The sequence below is a fragment of the Embleya scabrispora DSM 41855 genome, assembly GCF_000372745.1.
Classification (GTDB): domain Bacteria; phylum Actinomycetota; class Actinomycetes; order Streptomycetales; family Streptomycetaceae; genus Embleya; species Embleya scabrispora.
Map to the genome: position 1 here is coordinate 34,789 of NZ_KB889690.1, position 16,918 is coordinate 51,706.

Annotated in this window: 13 protein-coding genes; 12 read left to right on the top strand and 1 reads right to left on the bottom strand. The window is 72.8% G+C overall.

The genetic code is table 11. The features are described 5' to 3' along the window. Positions 1-79: 79 nt before the first annotated feature. From dapF to hflX, 4 genes are all read left to right on the top strand, one after another. Positions 80-934, top strand: coding sequence for a diaminopimelate epimerase (gene dapF / locus A3IC_RS0135010; RefSeq protein ID WP_020554744.1), 855 nt, complete (start codon positions 80-82; stop codon positions 932-934). A gap of 118 nt (positions 935-1,052) precedes the next feature. Further along, a complete protein-coding gene (locus tag A3IC_RS58295; protein WP_158696214.1) occupies positions 1,053-1,796 on the top strand; it encodes an SCO6745 family protein in 744 nt (247 codons plus the stop codon). A gap of 225 nt (positions 1,797-2,021) precedes the next feature. Further along, entirely contained in the window at positions 2,022-2,735 is a 714-nt protein-coding gene (locus A3IC_RS63070; RefSeq protein ID WP_079026871.1) for a DUF4097 family beta strand repeat-containing protein, read from the top strand. Between the two features lie 166 nt (positions 2,736-2,901). Next, positions 2,902-4,407: a GTPase HflX gene (gene hflX, locus A3IC_RS0135025; protein ID WP_079026872.1), complete on the top strand. Its 1,506-nt coding sequence runs from the start codon at positions 2,902-2,904 to the stop codon at positions 4,405-4,407. Positions 4,408-4,503: 96 nt separating this feature from the next. Here the strand turns inward: hflX and A3IC_RS58305 are convergent, their stop codons facing one another. Continuing rightward, entirely contained in the window at positions 4,504-5,586 is a 1,083-nt protein-coding gene (locus A3IC_RS58305) for a trypsin-like serine peptidase (protein WP_020554748.1), read from the bottom strand. Positions 5,587-5,798: 212 nt separating this feature from the next. Here A3IC_RS58305 and A3IC_RS0135035 point away from each other — a divergent pair, with 212 nt between their 5' ends. From A3IC_RS0135035 to A3IC_RS58315, 8 genes are all read left to right on the top strand, one after another. Next, positions 5,799-7,334: a diaminobutyrate--2-oxoglutarate transaminase family protein gene (locus A3IC_RS0135035; protein WP_020554749.1), complete on the top strand. Its 1,536-nt coding sequence runs from the start codon at positions 5,799-5,801 to the stop codon at positions 7,332-7,334. A gap of 272 nt (positions 7,335-7,606) precedes the next feature. Further along, positions 7,607-8,890 (top strand): pyridoxal phosphate-dependent decarboxylase family protein, encoded by a 1,284-nt coding sequence (locus tag A3IC_RS0135040; RefSeq protein ID WP_425387376.1) that lies wholly within the window; start codon positions 7,607-7,609, stop codon positions 8,888-8,890. 151 nt (positions 8,891-9,041) lie between these two features. After that, positions 9,042-10,817, top strand: coding sequence for an IucA/IucC family protein (locus A3IC_RS0135045; protein WP_020554751.1), 1,776 nt, complete (start codon positions 9,042-9,044; stop codon positions 10,815-10,817). Positions 10,818-10,845: 28 nt separating this feature from the next. Continuing rightward, positions 10,846-11,526, top strand: a complete 681-nt coding sequence (locus tag A3IC_RS0135050; protein WP_020554752.1) for a GNAT family N-acetyltransferase — start codon at positions 10,846-10,848, stop codon at positions 11,524-11,526. Continuing rightward, positions 11,523-12,995 (top strand): lysine N(6)-hydroxylase/L-ornithine N(5)-oxygenase family protein, encoded by a 1,473-nt coding sequence (locus tag A3IC_RS0135055; RefSeq protein ID WP_020554753.1) that lies wholly within the window; start codon positions 11,523-11,525, stop codon positions 12,993-12,995. Before A3IC_RS0135050 ends, A3IC_RS0135055 begins: the two co-directional genes overlap by 4 nt. After that, the gene (locus A3IC_RS0135060; RefSeq protein ID WP_020554754.1) at positions 12,919-14,784 is read left to right on the top strand and encodes an IucA/IucC family protein; all 1,866 of its coding nucleotides are present in this window, start codon (positions 12,919-12,921) and stop codon (positions 14,782-14,784) included. Before A3IC_RS0135055 ends, A3IC_RS0135060 begins: the two co-directional genes overlap by 77 nt. An 87-nt stretch (positions 14,785-14,871) precedes the next feature. Further along, on the top strand, positions 14,872-15,729 hold the full coding sequence (locus A3IC_RS58310) for a carbon-nitrogen hydrolase family protein (protein WP_158696215.1): 858 nt from the start codon (positions 14,872-14,874) through the stop codon (positions 15,727-15,729). Between the two features lie 160 nt (positions 15,730-15,889). Further along, the gene (locus tag A3IC_RS58315) at positions 15,890-16,864 is read left to right on the top strand and encodes an SGNH/GDSL hydrolase family protein (RefSeq protein ID WP_020554756.1); all 975 of its coding nucleotides are present in this window, start codon (positions 15,890-15,892) and stop codon (positions 16,862-16,864) included. Positions 16,865-16,918: the final 54 nt, after the last annotated feature.

A 16,918-nucleotide genomic window follows, 5' to 3' on the forward strand; every position in this document is an offset into this window, starting at 1 on the left:
GGCGGGCCCCGCAGTGCGCGAGCGCGGCCCCGGTGGAAACCCACCGGGGCCGCGCCAGGACACGCCCTAGGATTGTCGGGTGAGCACTCTGCACTTCTTCAAGGGCCACGGCACCGAGAACGACTTCGTGATCGTGCCGGACGCGGACGGCGAGTTCGCCCCGACCGCCGAGCAGGTCGCCGCGCTGTGCGATCGGCGCGCGGGCATCGGCGGCGACGGCCTGCTCCGGGTGGTGCGTTCGGCCAAGGATCCGGCCGCCGAGCACATGGCCGGCGAGGCCGAGTGGTTCATGGACTACCGCAACTCCGACGGGTCGATCGCCGAGATGTGCGGCAACGGTGTGCGGGTGTTCGCCCGGCACCTGGTCGAGCAGGGCCTGGCCGATGCGGGCGAGTTGCGGGTGGCCACCCGCGGCGGGGTCAAGACGGTCACCGTGCCGATCGAGGGCCCGGTCACGGTGGACATGGGTGTGCCCCGGCTGCCCGACTCCGCCGGCATCGGGGTGGATGTCGAGGGGCTGGTGCGGCCCGCGACCAACGTCGACATGGGCAACCCGCACGCCGTGGTGTTCGTCGAGGACCTGGCCCAGGCGGGCAACCTGTACACGGCGCCGGCGGTATCCCCCGCGGGGGCGTATCCCGACGGCGTCAATGTCGAGTTCGTGGTGCGCCGGGCGCCGGGGCACGTGGCGATGCGGGTGCACGAGCGCGGCTCCGGGGAGACCCGGTCGTGCGGAACCGGGGCGTGCGCGGTGATGGTCGCCGCGGCGCGGGCCGACGGCGCGGAGCCGACCGTGACCGGCGAACCGGTCACCTACACCGTGGACCTCCCGGGCGGTCGGCTGGTGATCACCGAGCGCGTGGACGGCCATATCGAGATGGCCGGTCCGGCCGTGATCGTCGCCGAGGGACGGGTCGACCTCGACCGACTGTGAGAGCCGACCCGCCCGGCGTCGCCGTGCGGGCGTCCTCCCGCGCCCTGTGCATGTCCGATCCTCCGTGATAGGTCTTGTATGACCTTGTCAAGCAATGCCGTCATGGGGAGACACCAGCATGAGCAGCATGGACACGGCACGTGACACCACCCGCGCGGTGAAGAAAACCGTGCAGGCGGCAGGAGCCTTCTTCTTCGCGCCGCACACGGTCGAGCGCGGTGCGGAACTGGGCCTGGACGGCGTGACCCTGTACATCGCCGGTCGCGGCGGGGTGCTGGGTGACGTGGACGACGACACGGTGGTTCGCGCGTTCCACCACTTCACCGCCGAGACCCTGCTCCAGCTGTGGGAGGCGGGCCGCAAGATCGCGCCGCCCGCGCAGGTGGGCGAGCTGTACGCGGACTGTGCCCGGGCGTGGGGCCGCGCCCACCTCGCGGACCTGCCCGAAGTGGAGCGGCTGGCCGAGATCACCACCTCGATCGTGCGCGCCAACGATCTGGGCGACCTGGCTCCGCTGTATTCGGCCTGGCGCGGTGTACTTCTTCCGGATGACGCGCCCGCCCGCCTCGCGCAGAACCTGCAGACGCTGCGCGAGCACCGGGGCGGGCTGCACATCCTGGCGCTGGCCGCCCATCGCCTCACCCCACTCCAGGCGCAAATGGCCGAGGGGAGCCCGTACCTGGAGTTCTACGGGCACCGGAAGCCGTTTCCCGAGGTCACGGCCGATGTGGCGGAGCGGTACCGGGCCGCGGAGGAGCTCACCGACGAACTCGTGGCGGCCGGTTACGCGGTCCTGGACGAGGCCGAGGCGGCCGACTTCGCCGCGTTCGCACCGGCTCTGGGCGCCCGCTTGGCGCACTGACGCGAGGGGTCGGTCCCGGTACCGGGGTCCGGGAGAACCCCTAGGCGGATCCTGCCTGGAGGTGGACCGCCTCGGGGGTTTCTCCTGCCAGGGAAGGACCCGCCTTACCCGACGCCGGACCGACGCGGGGCGGGGGCATGTCTTCCTAGCCTTGAGGCATCAGTAAAGCGGGGGAGTGGTCGTGCGTTCGGGCGGCGGACCCCGCCCCGACCCCAAGGAGAAACCATGTCTGCCCGCAACCGTCGATTGGCTCTGCTGGCCCCGCTGGTCGCACTTCCGCTGGTGCTCACCGCGTGCGAGTTCAACGTGGACAGCGATGGGCACGGGGCGGAGAAGAAGACCACGTCCTACGACGTGTCGCAGAACGTGCGTTCGCTCAAGGTGGACAGCAACGCGGGCAACGTCAAGGTGACGGAAGCCGACGTCAAGACGGTCAAGGTGACCGAGAAACAGCACTACGACAACACGGCGCCGACGACCACGCACAACGTGGACGGCAACGGGCAGCTGGTCCTCGACTACGACTGCGCGAGCAAGAAGGCGTGCTTCGTGGCGTACGAGGTGACCATCCCGCGCGGGGGCGCCGCGCTCGACATCCGTACCGACGCGGGCAACGTGACCCTGCGCGATGTGACCGGGACGCTCAACCTGCACACCAGCGCGGGCAAGATCGACGGCGAGGGGGTCACCTCGGCGAAGGTGACCGCACAGACCAGTGCCGGGTCGATCGACCTGACCTTCACCAAGGCGCCGACCGATGTGGACGCCAAGACCAACGCGGGTCGGGCGACGGTGCGGGTGCCGGGTGGGCAGCAGTACGCGGCGGACGTGTCGACCACGATCGGCGACACCGACGTCAAGGTCTCGCGCAACGACCAGTCGCAGCACAAGGTCAAGGTGCACACCGACGCGGGCCAGGCGCGGTTGCTGACCTCGTGAGGTCGAGGGCTCGGCGGGGTCGCCGGTCCCGGCGTCGACCGCGTCCGGGCCGGTCGGCGGACGAACCGGCGAAAACCCGGATGCCCGTGTGCGGGCCGTCGTGGGACCATCATGACGGCCGCCCCGGGGAATGGAGCGGCCCGCCGACTACGTTGAACAGGACGATATGACTTCTCGCTCACACCGCGCCGGACACGACGACACGGACTCGACTCCCCCATTCGACGACGCCGACGGCTTCGACGACGGAGCGGCCTTCGACGGATTCGGAACGGGCGATGACGTCGGGGTCGGTCCGCTCGACTACGACGGCGACCAGTTCGACCGTGAGGAGCGCAGCGCGCTCCGCCGGATCGCCGGTCTCTCCACCGAGTTGACCGATGTCACCGAGGTCGAATACCGACAGCTTCGCCTGGAACGGGTCGTGTTGGTCGGGGTCTGGACCGACGGGACCGCCGCGGATGCCGAATACTCGCTCAAGGAACTCGCCGCGCTCGCGGAGACCGCGGGCTCGGAGGTGCTGGACGGGCTGATCCAGCGCCGCGACAAGCCGGACCCGGCGACCTACATCGGGTCCGGAAAGGCCAAGGAACTGCGCGACGTGGTGATCGCCACGGGCGCGGACACCGTGGTCTGCGACGGTGAGCTGACCCCGGGTCAGCTCATTCAGCTCGAAGACGTGGTCAAGGTCAAGGTCGTGGACCGCACGGCGTTGATCCTGGACATCTTCGCGCAGCACGCCAAGTCCCGAGAGGGCAAGGCGCAGGTCTCGCTGGCGCAGATGCAGTACATGCTGCCGCGCCTGCGTGGCTGGGGTGCCTCGCTGTCGCGCCAGATGGGTGGCGGCGGCGGTGGCGGCATGGCCACGCGTGGTCCCGGTGAGACGAAGATCGAGACCGATCGTCGGCGCATCCGGGAGAAGATGGCCAAGATGCGCCGCGAGATCGCGGACATGAAGAAGGCCCGGGACACCAAGCGGCAGGAGCGGCGGCGCAACGCCATCCCGTCGGTGGCCATCGCGGGTTACACGAACGCCGGCAAGTCCTCGATCCTGAACCGGTTGACCGGTGCGGGCGTGCTGGTGGAGAACGCGCTGTTCGCGACGCTGGATCCGACGGTGCGCCGGGCCGAGACGCCCAGCGGTCGCGGGTACACGCTCGCCGACACGGTCGGTTTCGTGCGGCATCTGCCGCACCAGCTGGTCGAGGCTTTCCGCTCCACCCTGGAAGAGGTCGCCGACGCGGATCTGATCCTGCACGTGGTGGACGGCTCCGACCCCACGCCGGAGGCCCAACTGGCGGCCGTGCGTGAGGTGTTCACCGAGGTCGAGGCGCACAAGGTGCGTGAGATCGTGGTGGTGAACAAGGCGGACGCGGCCGATCCGGAGGTGCTGGCACGGCTGTTGCGTCGGGAGAAGCACGCGATCGTGGTGTCGGCCCGTACCGGGCAGGGCATGGACGAGCTGCTCGCGTTGATCGACGAGGAACTGCCGCGCCCGGATGTCGAGGTCGAGGTGGTCGTGCCGTACGAGCGCGGCGATCTGGTGGCCAAGGTGCATGCCACCGGTGAGCTGTTGGCCACCGAGCACCGCGAGGCGGGCACGTGGTTGCACGCCCGGGTGGGCCGGCAACTCGCCGCCGAGTTGGAGCGGTTCGTGGTCGCCAAGCGCTGACCACCGGCCGTCGCGGTGACGTGGCCCGGGCCGCACACGATTTGCGTGTGCGGCCCGGGCCTTTGTCGTGTCCGTGGGACGGCCGCGCCCGCGTGCTCAGCGTTTGCGTTTGAGGTTGTCCAGCATGCGGCGGGCGTCCTGGTCCAGGTAGGGGCCGGCGATCCAGGTGTGTCCGGCGCCGCTGAGCGCGCTGTTGCCGATCAGCCGCAGGGTGCCGTCGGGGGCGGTGGCGTACCAGCCGCCGCCGCTGGCGCCGGCGGTCATGGTGCAGCCGATGCGCAGCAGGGGCGGGCTGTTCGGGTCGACGGTCATCCGGCGCGGGTCCTGGGTGCAGGCGAACATGGTCAGCCCGTCGAACGGGGCGTCCTGCGGGTAGCCGTACGCGCCGGCGGCGGTCAGGTCGCGCGGGGCGTCGAACCACATCTGCAGGGCGCGGCCGACGACCTCCTCCAGGCTGCGTGCGCTGCGGTCGGGGTTCTTGACCTCGACCACCGCGTAGTCGTAGGCGGTGGCGGGTGACGTGGAGTTCGTGCCGCCGGCGCGCCACTGGTCGGAGGTGGACACCGAGGTCGCCCACCATTGGCCGAACGGCGCGACCGGACCCGGGTTGCCGAGGTTGGCCAGGGTGCCCTGGCCGCTGCTGTTGAAGGCCGGCACGAATTGCAGGCTGGTGAACCAGGTGCCGCCGCGGCCGGCGTGGACGCAGTGGCCGGCGGTCCAGACCAGGTTGCTGCGGCCGGGGCGTTTGGGGTCGGCGACCACGGTGCCGGAGCAGACGGAGGGGCCGTCGGGGGCTTCGAAGAAGAGTTTGCCGGCGGCGATGGTGCCGGCCTCGCCGGTGTAGGGGCGGACCACCGGGCGGGCCTGGACGGGTGGCGGCTTGGCCTCGGCGAGCACCTCGGGCAGGGGTCCTCGGGAGGCTTGTGGGCCGGGTCGGTCGGGTGCCGCGGTCGGGGCGGGCGGGCCGTCCTCGCCCCTGGGGTCGCGGGGCTTGGCCCGGCTCATGCGTTCCGGGGTCCAGTGCGCGGGATCGCCGGGATCCGCGAGCGCCTCCGGGCCTCTGCCGTTGCCGTCGTCCTTGCCGACTCCGGTGAGTGTCAGTGCCATGACGGTGCCCGTCACCAGCAGCGACACCGCCACCGTCAGCGTGACGAACAGCGTGCGAACGCCGCGCGTCAAGCGCCTACCTCCCCGTGCGCGCCCCCGTATATGACGGCCCGACAGTATCGGAGGGCGTCGCGGCCGTGATCGGGCGGCGGTTCGGTCGTTGTTCGGGGCAGGGGACGTCGATCCGGCGATTGTCACTCGTTGTGGTGACAACTTTGCCCCGAGTCATCACCATGAGGTAAGCCTTACCTAAATTTCGATCGCCTTGTGGAGGTGCCGCAGTCATGACCGCCGCCCTGACCAGGCCGGACGACCGCTCCGGCACCGAGAATTCGGCGCCGGGCGCGGCGCCGGCGGACGCCGCTCCCGTCGACACCGCTCCCGTCGACGCCGCTTGCGTGGACACCGCGCCTGCGGACCCCGGGCCGATCGGTCGCCAGCGCTCGCGACCGCCGGCCGACGGGCCGGGGATCCTGCGCCGGCAGGCCGCCCGCGAGTCCTCGGCGCGCACGTACGCGCGCTCGTTGCCGATCGTGCCGGTGCGGGCCCGGGGGATGACCGTCGAGGGCGCCGACGGCCGGCGCTACCTCGACTGCCTCTCCGGCGCCGGCACGCTCGCGCTCGGCCACAACCACCCCGCGGTGCTCGCGGCGATCCGCGGCGTGTTGGACACCGGCGCGCCGCTGCACGTGCTCGACCTGGCCACCCCGGTCAAGGACCGCTTCGTGGAGGAGCTGTTCGCGACGCTGCCGCCGGAGTTGGCGCGAGGCGGGCGGATCCAGTTCTGCGGGCCGGCCGGCACCGACGCGGTGGAGGCGGCGCTGAAGCTGGTGCGGACCGCGACCGGACGGCGCGGGGTGGTCGCGTTCACCGGCGCCTACCACGGGATGACCGAGGGCGCGCTGGCGGTCAGCGGGGACACCGCGATCCGCGACGCGACCGGCGCGGGCACCGGCGACACCGTGCGGCTGCCCTTCCCGCAGCGATATCGCTGTCCGTTCGGCACCGGCGGCGACGAGGGCGAGCGGGTGGCCGCGCACTACGCACGCACGCTCCTGGAGGATCCCAGCGGCGGGGTGCCGGCGCCCGCCGGGATGATCGTGGAGCCGGTGCAGGGCGAGGGCGGGGTGCTGCCGGCGCCGGACGGCTGGCTGCGCGAGATGCGCCGGCTGACCGCGGAGCGCGGCATCGCGTTGATCGCCGACGAGGTACAGACCGGCCTGGGCCGGACCGGCGCGATGTGGGGCGTGGACCACGCCGGTGTGGTGCCGGACGTGATGGTGATCTCCAAGGCGATCGGCGGCAGCCTGCCGCTCGCGGTGGTGGTCTATCGCGCCGAGCTGGACCACTGGTGGCCCGGTGCGCACGCCGGTACCTTCCGCGGCAACCAGCTCGCGATGGCGGCGGGCACCGCGACGATCGCCTTCGTGCGCGAGCACCGCCTGCACGAGCGGGCGGCCCGGCTGGGGGCCCGGCTCGCGGGCGTGCTGCGCGACCTGATGCCCGGTCAGCCGGCGATCGGCGACGTGCGCGGGCGCGGGCTGATGCTCGGCGTGGAGATCGTCGAGCCGGACGTCGGCGCGGACGCGTGCGGTGCCCGGCCCGCTGCGCCGGCGCTGGCGCTCGCGGTGCGCCGTGAGGCGCTGGGGCGGGGGCTGATCGTCGAGTTGGGCGGGCGGCACGACAGCGTGGTGCGGCTGCTGCCGCCGCTGACGATGACCGACGTGCAGGCGGACGCGGTGTTGGAGCGGCTGGCGGACGCGATCGAGGCGGCCCGGGCCGGGCAGGCGACCTCGACCGCCGCGACGGAGTCGGCGTGAGCACCGCGCGGCGCGTCGGGCATCCGGTCGGGGCCGCGCTCGCGGGCGGGGTCGCGGGCGCCGACGCGCTGCGCACGTTGATCGAGGTCGCGCTGGCCGCGCTGGCGAGTGGTGCGGGCGCGCGGGGTGGAGCACTGCCGCCGGGCGGCCCGGTCGCGGTCGCGGCCGAGGTGGCCCGGGTACTGGGTCCGGGCGCGGTGGGCCCGGTGGGCGCGGTGCCGGCCGCGCGCGGGTCGGCCGCGATCGGCCCGGGCCCGCTGCCGGAGTGCGGCGTGGGCGAGTTCGCCGCACTGGGCGAGCTGTCCGCGCTGCTGGCCTGGGGGGCCGCGGATCCGGCCGATCCGTACTGTGCGGGGCACCTGCACTGTCCGCCGCTGGCGGTCGCGGTGGCCGCGGACCTGGTCGCCGGCGCGCTCAACGGCTCGCTCGACTCGTGGGACCAGGCTCCGGCGGCGACCGCGCTGGAGGTGGAGGTGATCGCCGCGCTCGCGGGTCTGGTCGGCTTCGCGCCGAAGGCGGCGGGCGGCACGATCACCAGCGGCGGTACCGAGTCCAACCTGATGGGCCTGCTGTTGGCGCGGGACGCGGCGGGCCCCGGGGTGGGGCGGCGGCGGATCCTGTGCTCGCAGGCCGCGCACTTCTCCATCCGGCGCTGCGCCGGCCTGCTCGGCTTGGGCGAGGACGCCGTGGTCACCGTGCCGGCGGGCGCCGACCACCGGATGGACCCGGTCGCGCTGGCCGCGGCCGGCCGCCGGGTGCTGGCGGGCAACGATCGCATCGCGGCGATCGTGGCCACCGCCGGCACCACCGACCTGGGTGCGATCGATCCGCTGCCGGCGGTCGCCTCGGTGGCCCGGGAGCTGGGCGCCTGGCTGCACGTGGACGCGGCCTACGGCGGCGGCGCGCTGTTCTCGGACCGGCTCGCGCCGCTGCTGGCCGGCCTGCACCGGGCCCACTCGGTGGGCCTGGACCTGCACAAGCTGGGCTGGCAGCCGGTCGCCGCCGGGGTCTTCGTGGTGCGCGACGCGGCACTGCTGTCCCCGCTCGCCCAGCGTGCCGCCTACCTGAACCCGGACGACGACGAACGGGCGGGCTACTTCAGCCTGTTGGGCAACTCGCCGCGTACCACCCGGCGGGCGGACGTGTTCAAGATCGCGGTCACCCTGCGTGCCCTGGGCCGGGCCGGATTGGGCGAGTTGGTGGAGCGCTGCCACGACCTGGCCAGGCACGCGGCGCAGTTGATCCGGGTCGATCCGCGCCTGGAGCTGGCCGCGGAGCCGGTGCTCACCTCGGTGGTGTTCCGCTATCTCCCGGACCGCCCCGACGGGCCGGGGCCGGCGGGNGGGGCCGAGACGGATCGGGTCAACGCCGCGTTGCGCCGCCGCCTGCTGCACGAGGGGCGCGCGGTGGTCGGCCGGACCGAGCTGGGCGAGGGCCCGGGCGCGGTGCGGCTCAAGCTCACCCTGCTCAACCCGAACACCACCGCAGCGGACCTGGCGGCCCTGCTGGAGGCCGTGGTCGAGGCGGGGCGCGCGGAAAGTGCCCCGGCCTGCTGACGCTCCGTCAACAAACGATCGTTTCCGCGCGCCTCGCATATTTGTGACCAACCTCGCCAAACAATCGACACGGGTCGAAATCTTCATATCCCGGAGCAACCTCATCCACGGGCATCGACCACCGGGTCGATCGACACCACACGGAGCAGCGATGACCATCGCGGGTCCCGACTCGTCCGCCGTGCGGACGGATCCCGACACGGACCACCTCGACGCGCCGGAGGCCCGGCGCGCCGCCGACGGGGCGACGGTCGAGTGCCTGCTCCGCTGCTGGGTGCGCGAACGCGCGCTGGCCGGGCCCGAGTCGAGCGTGTTGAGCATCGACCTGCCCGCGATCGGGCGGACCGTCAACGTGCCGGTGCGCTACTGGTCGCCGTCGGGGTGGCATCGCTTCGGTACCCCGCACCTGGTGGGCGAGGGGCCGTTGAACGCGGTCACTCTGGCGCTGCTGCTGGGCGACGAGGCGAGCGCGAGCGGGAGCGGGACCTCGCCGGCCGGTGAGGCGTGCGGGGACACCGCGGTCCGGGTCGCCGACTCGGTCACCCACACCGAGCGCTACATCGCCCATCGCCGGGCACACCCCGAGGACCCGCCCGAGGCGGCGCCGTTCCTGGCCGCCGAGCAGTCGCTGGTGCTGGGTCACCCGATGCATCCCACGCCCAAGAGCCGCGACCGGCTCGATCCGGTCGAGGACGCCGCGTGGTCGCCCGAGTTGCGCGGCTCCTTCGCGCTGCACTGGTTCGCCGCGGACGCCGACCTGGTCGGGCAGGACAGCGCGCTGGGGCGCGAGGCCGCCGACGTGCTGGCCGATCTCGCGGGTGGGTTGCGCGCGCCCGAGGGCACCGTGCTGGTACCGGCCCACCCATGGCAGGCCCGGGACCTGCCCGGACGTCCGCACCTGCGGGCGCTCTTCGACGCGGGCCAGCTGCGCGCGCTGGGTCCGGCCGGCGCCCCGTGGCATCCCACCTCCTCGGTGCGCACCGTCTATCGGCCCGACGCCGAGGTGATGCTCAAGCTCTCGTTGGGCCTGCGGATCACCAACTCGCGCCGGGAGAACCTGCCCAAGGAACTGCTGCGCGGGATCGAGGTGCACCGCCTGCTGCGCTCCGGCCTCGAGTACGAACTGCGTTGCGCGCACCCCACCTTCGACATCGTCCGCGACCCGGCCTGGATCTCGGTCGCGCCGCCGGAGCCGTTCCCGCGCCAGGACCGGCCCGCCGCCGGGCTGGAACTGGTGCTGCGGGCCAATCCGTTCGGGCCCGATCAGCGGGTGTCGTGCGTGGCCGCGCTGGTGGCCGAGCGGCCCGGGATCGGACCCTCGCGGCTGGCCGGCTACGTGCACGCGCTGGCCGAGCGCACCGATCGCACCACGGCCTCGGTCGCCGAGGAGTGGTTCGAGCGCTACCTGGCGGTGGTGGCCGAGCCGGTGTTGTGGCTGGATCGGCACGCCGGCATCGCGCTGGAGGCGCACCAGCAGAACACCCTGGTCCTGCTGGACGCGGACGGCCTGCCCACGGGCGGGCGCTACCGGGACAACCAGGGCTACTACTTCCGGGCCTCGCGCGCCGCCGACCTGGCCCGGCGGCTGCCCGCCGCGGGGGTGGCCAGCGACACCATCGTCGCGGACGAGATCGCCGACGAGCGGCTGGCCTACTACCTGGGGGTGAACAACCTGCTCGGGTTGATCGGCGCGTTCGGCGCGCAGGGCCTGATCGAGGAGTCGGTGCTGCTGGCACGGTTGCGCACGCTGCTCGCCGCCCACGCGCCCACCTGTGGTGCGGCACGCTCGCTGCTCACCGACCCCAGGCCGCGCTGCAAGGCCAACCTGATGACCCGACTACACGGCCTCGACGAACTCGTCGGCCCCGTGGCGACCCAGTCGATCTACGTACACATCCGCAACCCGCTCGCCGACGCCCCCGCGTGAGCCCGGTCCCAGGAGGTTCCGTCCCCGTATGAGCCCGTCATTCCTGTCGTCGCCCGCCGACGCCCGCCGGTACGACCTCGCCGAGGCCCCGACCGTGCGCCTGAACACCGGGATCCTGCGCGCGGGGCCGGCCTGTCCGCTCGCCGAGGCGGCGCGCTGGGGAACGGTCCCGCTCCCGGCGGGTCGCTTCTCGCTGCACGAGATCCACGCCAAGCGCGACCTGCCGCTGCTGCACGTGTGGATGAACGACCCCGACATCGCCCGCTGGTGGGGGCTGGCGGGGGACCGGGAGGTGGTGCGCCGACACCTGGCGACCCGGGCCGTACGCACCCACGACAACGCCTACCTGGGCTGCCTGGACGACGAACCGATCAGCTACTGGGAGCTGTACCGCGCCGACCTGGACGACTTGGCCCGCCACTACCCGGCGCGCCCGCACGACGTGGGGATCCACCTGCTGGTCGGTCCGGCGGCGTGGCGCGGGCGCGGGGTCGGCTCGTTGCTGCTGCGTGCGGTCACCGAGCTGGTGTTGCGCGCGGCCCCCGACACGATGCGGGTGGTGGCCGAGCCCGACGTGCGCAACGAGGCGTCGCTGGCGGCCTTCGCCCGGGCCGGTTTCCACCGCTTCGGTCACGTCGAACTGCCGGACAAGACGGCTGCGTTGATGATGCGCGGGCGCGCCGTGCGGGAAGCGGGTGCGCGGCGGTGACCGAGCGTTTGCCCGCGCCGCGCCGGGCGCCCGATCCCGGCACGGTGGTGTACGACCTGGTGGGGGTGGGCATCGGGCCGTTCAACCTCGCGCTCGCCGCGCTGGCCGACCGGGTCGAGCCGCTGCGGACGCTGTTCTTGGACCGGGCCCCCGCGTTCAGCTGGCATCCGGGGCTGCTCCTGGACGGCACCACTCTCCAGGTGCCGTTCCTGGCCGACCTGGTCACCCTGGTCGATCCGACCAGTCCGTGGTCGTTCCTGGCCTATCTGCGCGCGCACGACCGGTTGTACCCGTTCTACTTCGCCGAGCGGCTGCATGTGCCGCGGCGCGAGTACGACCATTACTGCCGGTGGGTCGCCGAGGCGTTGCCGGCCTGCCGGTTCGGCAGCGACGTCGGATCGGTGTCCTGGGAGGGCGACCTGTACCGGGTCGAGTTCCGCGACACCGCGACCGGCGAGCGGCACCACGTGCACGCCCGGCACGTGGTGCTCGGCATCGGTACCGAGCCGGTGGTGCCGGAGCCGTTCGCGGGCCTGCTCGGCGACACCGTGCTGCACGCGGCCCGATACCTGGACCATCGCGCGGATCTGACCGACGCCGAGGACGTCACGGTGCTGGGCTCGGGGCAGTCCGGCGCGGAGGTCTTCCTGGACCTGCTGCGCCGGCGAACCGGCCCGAGCCGGCGGCTGACCTGGCTGACCCGCTCGCCCGCGTTCGCCCCGATGGAGTACTCCAAGCTCGGCCTGGAGCACTTCACGCCGGACTACACCCGCTACTTCCACGCGCTGCCCGAGCCGGTTCGCGATCGTCTGGTGCCCGAGCAGTGGCAGCTGTACAAGGCGATCAGCGCGGACACCATCGCCGCCATCCACGACGAGCTCTACGAGCGCGGCATCGCGGGCGGCCGGGTGCGCGCGACGTTGATGCCCGATGTCACGGTGACCTGCGCGCGCGCCACCCGCGAGGGCGTGGAACTGGGCTGTCGACACGGCGAACAGGATCGTGCGTTCACCGTGCGCACCGACCGGGTCGTGCTGGCGACCGGGTACGCGCAGCGGCATCCCGCGCTCCTGGACCCGGTGAAGGACCTGATCGTGCGCGACGACGCCGGCCGTCCGCTGATCGATTTGCACCACCGGGTCGTGCTCGCCGAACACGTCACCGGCGGGCTGTACACGCAAAACGCCGAGTTGCACTCGCACGGCGTGGGCACCCCCGATCTGGGCCTGGGCGCGCACCGGGCCGCGACCATTCTCAACTCCGTGTGCGGCGACGCGGTCTACCGACTGCCGATCCGTACCGCGTTCACCACGTTCGGCCTGGCCGCGGGCGACACCGAGCCCGCGCGCCGACCGCAGCGTGGGGGCGCGACCGACCCCGCAGAGGTACGCAATGTCGCAGTCGAACCCGGCAGCGGAGCCCATCGAGGCCGAACTGCCGCACCAGGGAGCCCGACACGCAGCGCCTGAGCCCGCCTCCCGGGCCCCCGGCGCCGGGTCCGGCGCGCCCTCCACCGACCTGGAGGTCTGGCGACGGGTCAACCGGGACATGATCGCCAAGTCGCTCGCCGAGTTCGCCTACGAGGAATTGCTGGCCCCACTCGCGGACGGCGACACGTACACCGTGGACGTCTCGGGCGATGTGCACTACCGCTTCCGGGCCCGGCGCGGCGCCTACGACGCGTGGCATGTGGACCCCGAGTCGGTGGTGCGCGAGTGGGAGGGCGGCGCCGACCCGGCCGAGGACATGCTGCAGTTCCTGCTGGACGCGCACACCGTGATCGGGCTGAGCGGCGACACCGCGGGCCACCTGGTGCGCGAGCTGACCGCGACGCTGGCCGCCGACGCGGCCGGCGCGGTGGACGCGGCGAGTGCGGCGACGCTGGCCGACCTGGGCTACGCCGAATTGGAGGGGCACCAGAGCGGCCACCCGTGGATCGTGCCGAACAAGGGCCGGATCGGCTTCTCGGCGAGCGACGCGCGCCGCTACGCGCCGGAGGCACGGCAGGCGCTGCGGCTGCCGTGGATCGCGGTGCATCGGGACCTGGCGGCCTTCCGGGCGGTGCCGGGGCTGAGCGAACAGCGGCTGTACGACGAGGAACTGGACCCGGCGACCCTGGAGGGCTTTCGTCGGGTGCCGGCCGCGCGCGGGCTGGAGCCGGACGACTTCCTGTGGTTGCCGGTGCATCCGTGGCAGTGGGACGAGACGATCGCGACACTGTTCGCGCCGGAGATCGCCGCCGGTCGCATTCTCGCGCTGGGAGAGGCCGAGGACCGGCACCTCGCGCAGCAGTCGGTGCGTACCTTCCTGAACCTGGACCGGCCCGCGCGGCGCACCGTCAAGCTCCCGCTGTCGGTACTGAACACGTTGGTGTGGCGCGGCCTGCCCACCGAGCGCACGCTGGCCGCGCCCGCGGTCACCGAGTGGGTGCTCGACCTGCGTGACGCGGACCCGTTCCTGCGCGACGAGTGCCGGGTGATCATGCTGGGCGAGACCGCGTCGGTGACGGTGCGCCACCCGGTCCTGGAGGAACTCCCGGGCGTGCCCTACCAGTACCGCGAACTGCTCGGCGCGATCTGGCGCGAACCGCTGGCACCGCGGCTGGACCCCGGCGAGCGCGCCCGTACGCTCGCCTCGCTGCTGCACGTGGATCCGGCCGGCCGGCCGTTCGTCGTCGAACTGGTCGAACGCTCGGGACTGGCCCCCCGGGTGTGGCTGCGCCGGCTCTTTCACGCACTGCTCCCGCCGCTGCTGCACTGCCTGTACCGGTACGGCCTGGTGTTCTCCCCGCACGGCGAGAACGCGATCGTGATCTTCGACGAGCACGACGTGCCGGTGCGCCTGGCGATCAAGGACTTCGTCGACGATGTCAACATCAGCGACCAGCCGCTGCCGGAGCTCGCCGACCTGCCGGCCGAGGTCGCGGCGGTTCTGCTGCGGGAACGCCCCGACTACCTGTGCCAGTTCATCCACGCCGCGCTGCTGGTGGGGCACCACCGCTACCTGGCCGACCTCGCGGTCGTGCACCTGGGCATCCCGCAGCAGGGTTTCTGGGCCCTGGTGCGCGAGGAAATCCTGGACCACCAGGGGGCGTTCCCCGAACTCAAGGACCGGCACGAGCTGTTCGACCTGCTCACGCCGCGGATCGACCGGCTGTGCCTGAACCGCAATCGGCTGCTTTTGGACGGCTATCGGGACCGCCCCACGCGCCCGCACGTGAGCGCGCACGGGAGCGTGCCGAACGCGCTGTGCATGTGAGCACGACGACGGGCGGCGACATGGTCACCGACAACCTGTCCGGTTTGCCGATGGTGTGATCCCCATCACGATGCCAGAATGCGGCGGGTGACCGACGTCGCCGAAAACGCGAGGCAACCACTGAGGGTCGCCGCCGCACAGGCCCAGGCGCGACCGGGCGACATCCCCGCGAATGTCGCCACGGCCGCGCAACTCGTGCGCTTCGCATCCTCGGCCGGGGCCGACGTGGTGGTGTTGCCGGAACTGTTCCTGTCGGGGTATGACCTCGACCTGTTCCGGCCGGACGTGAAACCGTGCGACATCGTGCCCGGCGACACCCGGCTCGGTGAGCTCCAGGCCGCCTGTTACGCGACGCGCACGGTCGCGGTGGTCGGCGCCGCGGTGCGCCGCGCCGGCGCGCGGACCATCTCGCTCGTGGTGGTGGGCCGAGACGGCGACGCGCACGTGGCCTACGACCGCCAACACCTGTGGCACGAGGAACGTGAGTTCTTCCGCCCGGGCGACCACGGCTGCACCATCGAGATCGCCGGGTGGCGACTGGGCCTGGGCAGCGCGTACGACGTCAGCTTTCCCGAACACGTACGCGCGGCCGTGCAGGACGGCTGCGACGCCTACCTGTGCCCGGGCGTGTACACCCGCGGCGACAGCGAGCACCGCCGCGACCTGTATCTCGCCGCCCGCGCCCTGGAGAACACCTGCTACACGGTGGTCGCCAACCACATCGGCGACACCGGGTCGGGTCCGGCGTGCGGACGCAGCGGGGTGTACGGCCCGGACGGGCGGGTGGTGATCGAGGCCGACGGGGAGCGGGTGGACGTGGTCGCCGCGACCTTTCAGGACATCGAGATCGACGCCGCGCGCGAATGCCTGACCATGCTGGAGGACCTGCCGGGATCGCGGCGGGCGCGGCCGGGCGAGCGGCGCGAGACGATCAAGCTCGACTGAGACCCGACCCGCCCGGACCGGCTCGACCCGATCGCACCCGACCCGGTCCGCTCCCGGCCCGTCGATGCTGGAATCCGCGGGCGCGAGCGCCTAGTCTCGCCGGATCACCGTGACTTACCGACGGGTAACGGTGGAAGGCAACGACGAGAGGGGAGCGCACGTGCGCACAACTCGCAGGGCGATCGCGGGCCTGGCCGCGCTGACGGCGCTCGTCGCGCTGTCCGCCTGCTCGGACGACTCCGACGACTCGGGCTCCTCGGCCGACCGCAAGGCCGGCGCCACGAACGCCCCCGGCGTCCCCGGCGGTGACAAGGGCGCCTCGGCGAACGCCAAGGCGTTGCCGGCCGCGGCGAGCGGGGCCACCTTCGTCGCGCTCGGCGACTCGTACGCGGCGGGCGTGAAGATACCCGTGATCGTGCCCGCCGCGCCGCCCGGGTGCAGCCGCTCGGAAAGCAACTACGCGCATCTGGTGGCCAGGCAGCACAACATCACCGGCTTCGTCGACGCCACCTGCGGCGGTGCCCGCACACCGGACATGACGGCCGGTCAGCAGACCCAGGGCTCGCCGCCGCCGCAGTTCGACGCGCTGCGTCCGGACACCGCGCTGGTCACCCTGGGCATCGGCGGCAACGACATCGGCTTCTCCGAGATCGTCACGACGTGCGTGATCCAAAGCCGCAGCACCACCTCGACCCAGCCGTGCACCGACAAGTACACCGCGGGCGGCAACGACGAGTTGGCCAAGCGGATCGCGGAGACCGGGCCGAAGATCGCCGCCACCATCGCCGGCATCAAGGAGCGCTCGCCCAAGGCCCGGATCCTGGTCGTCGGCTACCCCACGATCCTGCCGGAGAGCGGCCCCACCTGCCCCGCCCAGGTGCCGGTCGCCGAAGGCGACCTGCCCTACCTGCGCAAGGTGGTGCCCGCGCTGAACGACATGCTCGCCAAGGAGGCGGCCAAGCAGGGCGCCGAGTACGTGGACACCTACGCCGGCTCGGCCGGCCACGACGTGTGCCGGCCGGCGGGCACCAAGTGGGTCGAGGGGATCAAGCCCGAGGCGCCCGCCGCCCCGGTGCACCCCAACGCGCTCGGCCAGGAGGGCATGGCCAAGGCGGTGCTCGCCAAGCTCGGCTGATCGGGCCGGGCGCGGCGCGCGGCGCGGGAGAAGCCGGGCGAAGCGGGCCGTGCG

Excerpts from the sequence above, each read along its gene's own strand:
- A3IC_RS58295 (WP_158696214.1), top strand. The coding sequence starts at position 1,053 with ATGAGCAGCATGGACACGGCACGTGACACCACCCGCGCGGTGAAGAAA.
- A3IC_RS63070 (WP_079026871.1), top strand. The coding sequence starts at position 2,022 with ATGTCTGCCCGCAACCGTCGATTGGCTCTGCTGGCCCCGCTGGTCGCA.
- hflX (WP_079026872.1), top strand. The coding sequence starts at position 2,902 with ATGACTTCTCGCTCACACCGCGCCGGACACGACGACACGGACTCGACT.
- A3IC_RS0135035 (WP_020554749.1), top strand. The coding sequence starts at position 5,799 with ATGACCGCCGCCCTGACCAGGCCGGACGACCGCTCCGGCACCGAGAAT.
- A3IC_RS0135045 (WP_020554751.1), top strand. The coding sequence starts at position 9,042 with ATGACCATCGCGGGTCCCGACTCGTCCGCCGTGCGGACGGATCCCGAC.
- A3IC_RS0135050 (WP_020554752.1), top strand. The coding sequence starts at position 10,846 with ATGAGCCCGTCATTCCTGTCGTCGCCCGCCGACGCCCGCCGGTACGAC.
- A3IC_RS0135060 (WP_020554754.1), top strand. The coding sequence starts at position 12,919 with ATGTCGCAGTCGAACCCGGCAGCGGAGCCCATCGAGGCCGAACTGCCG.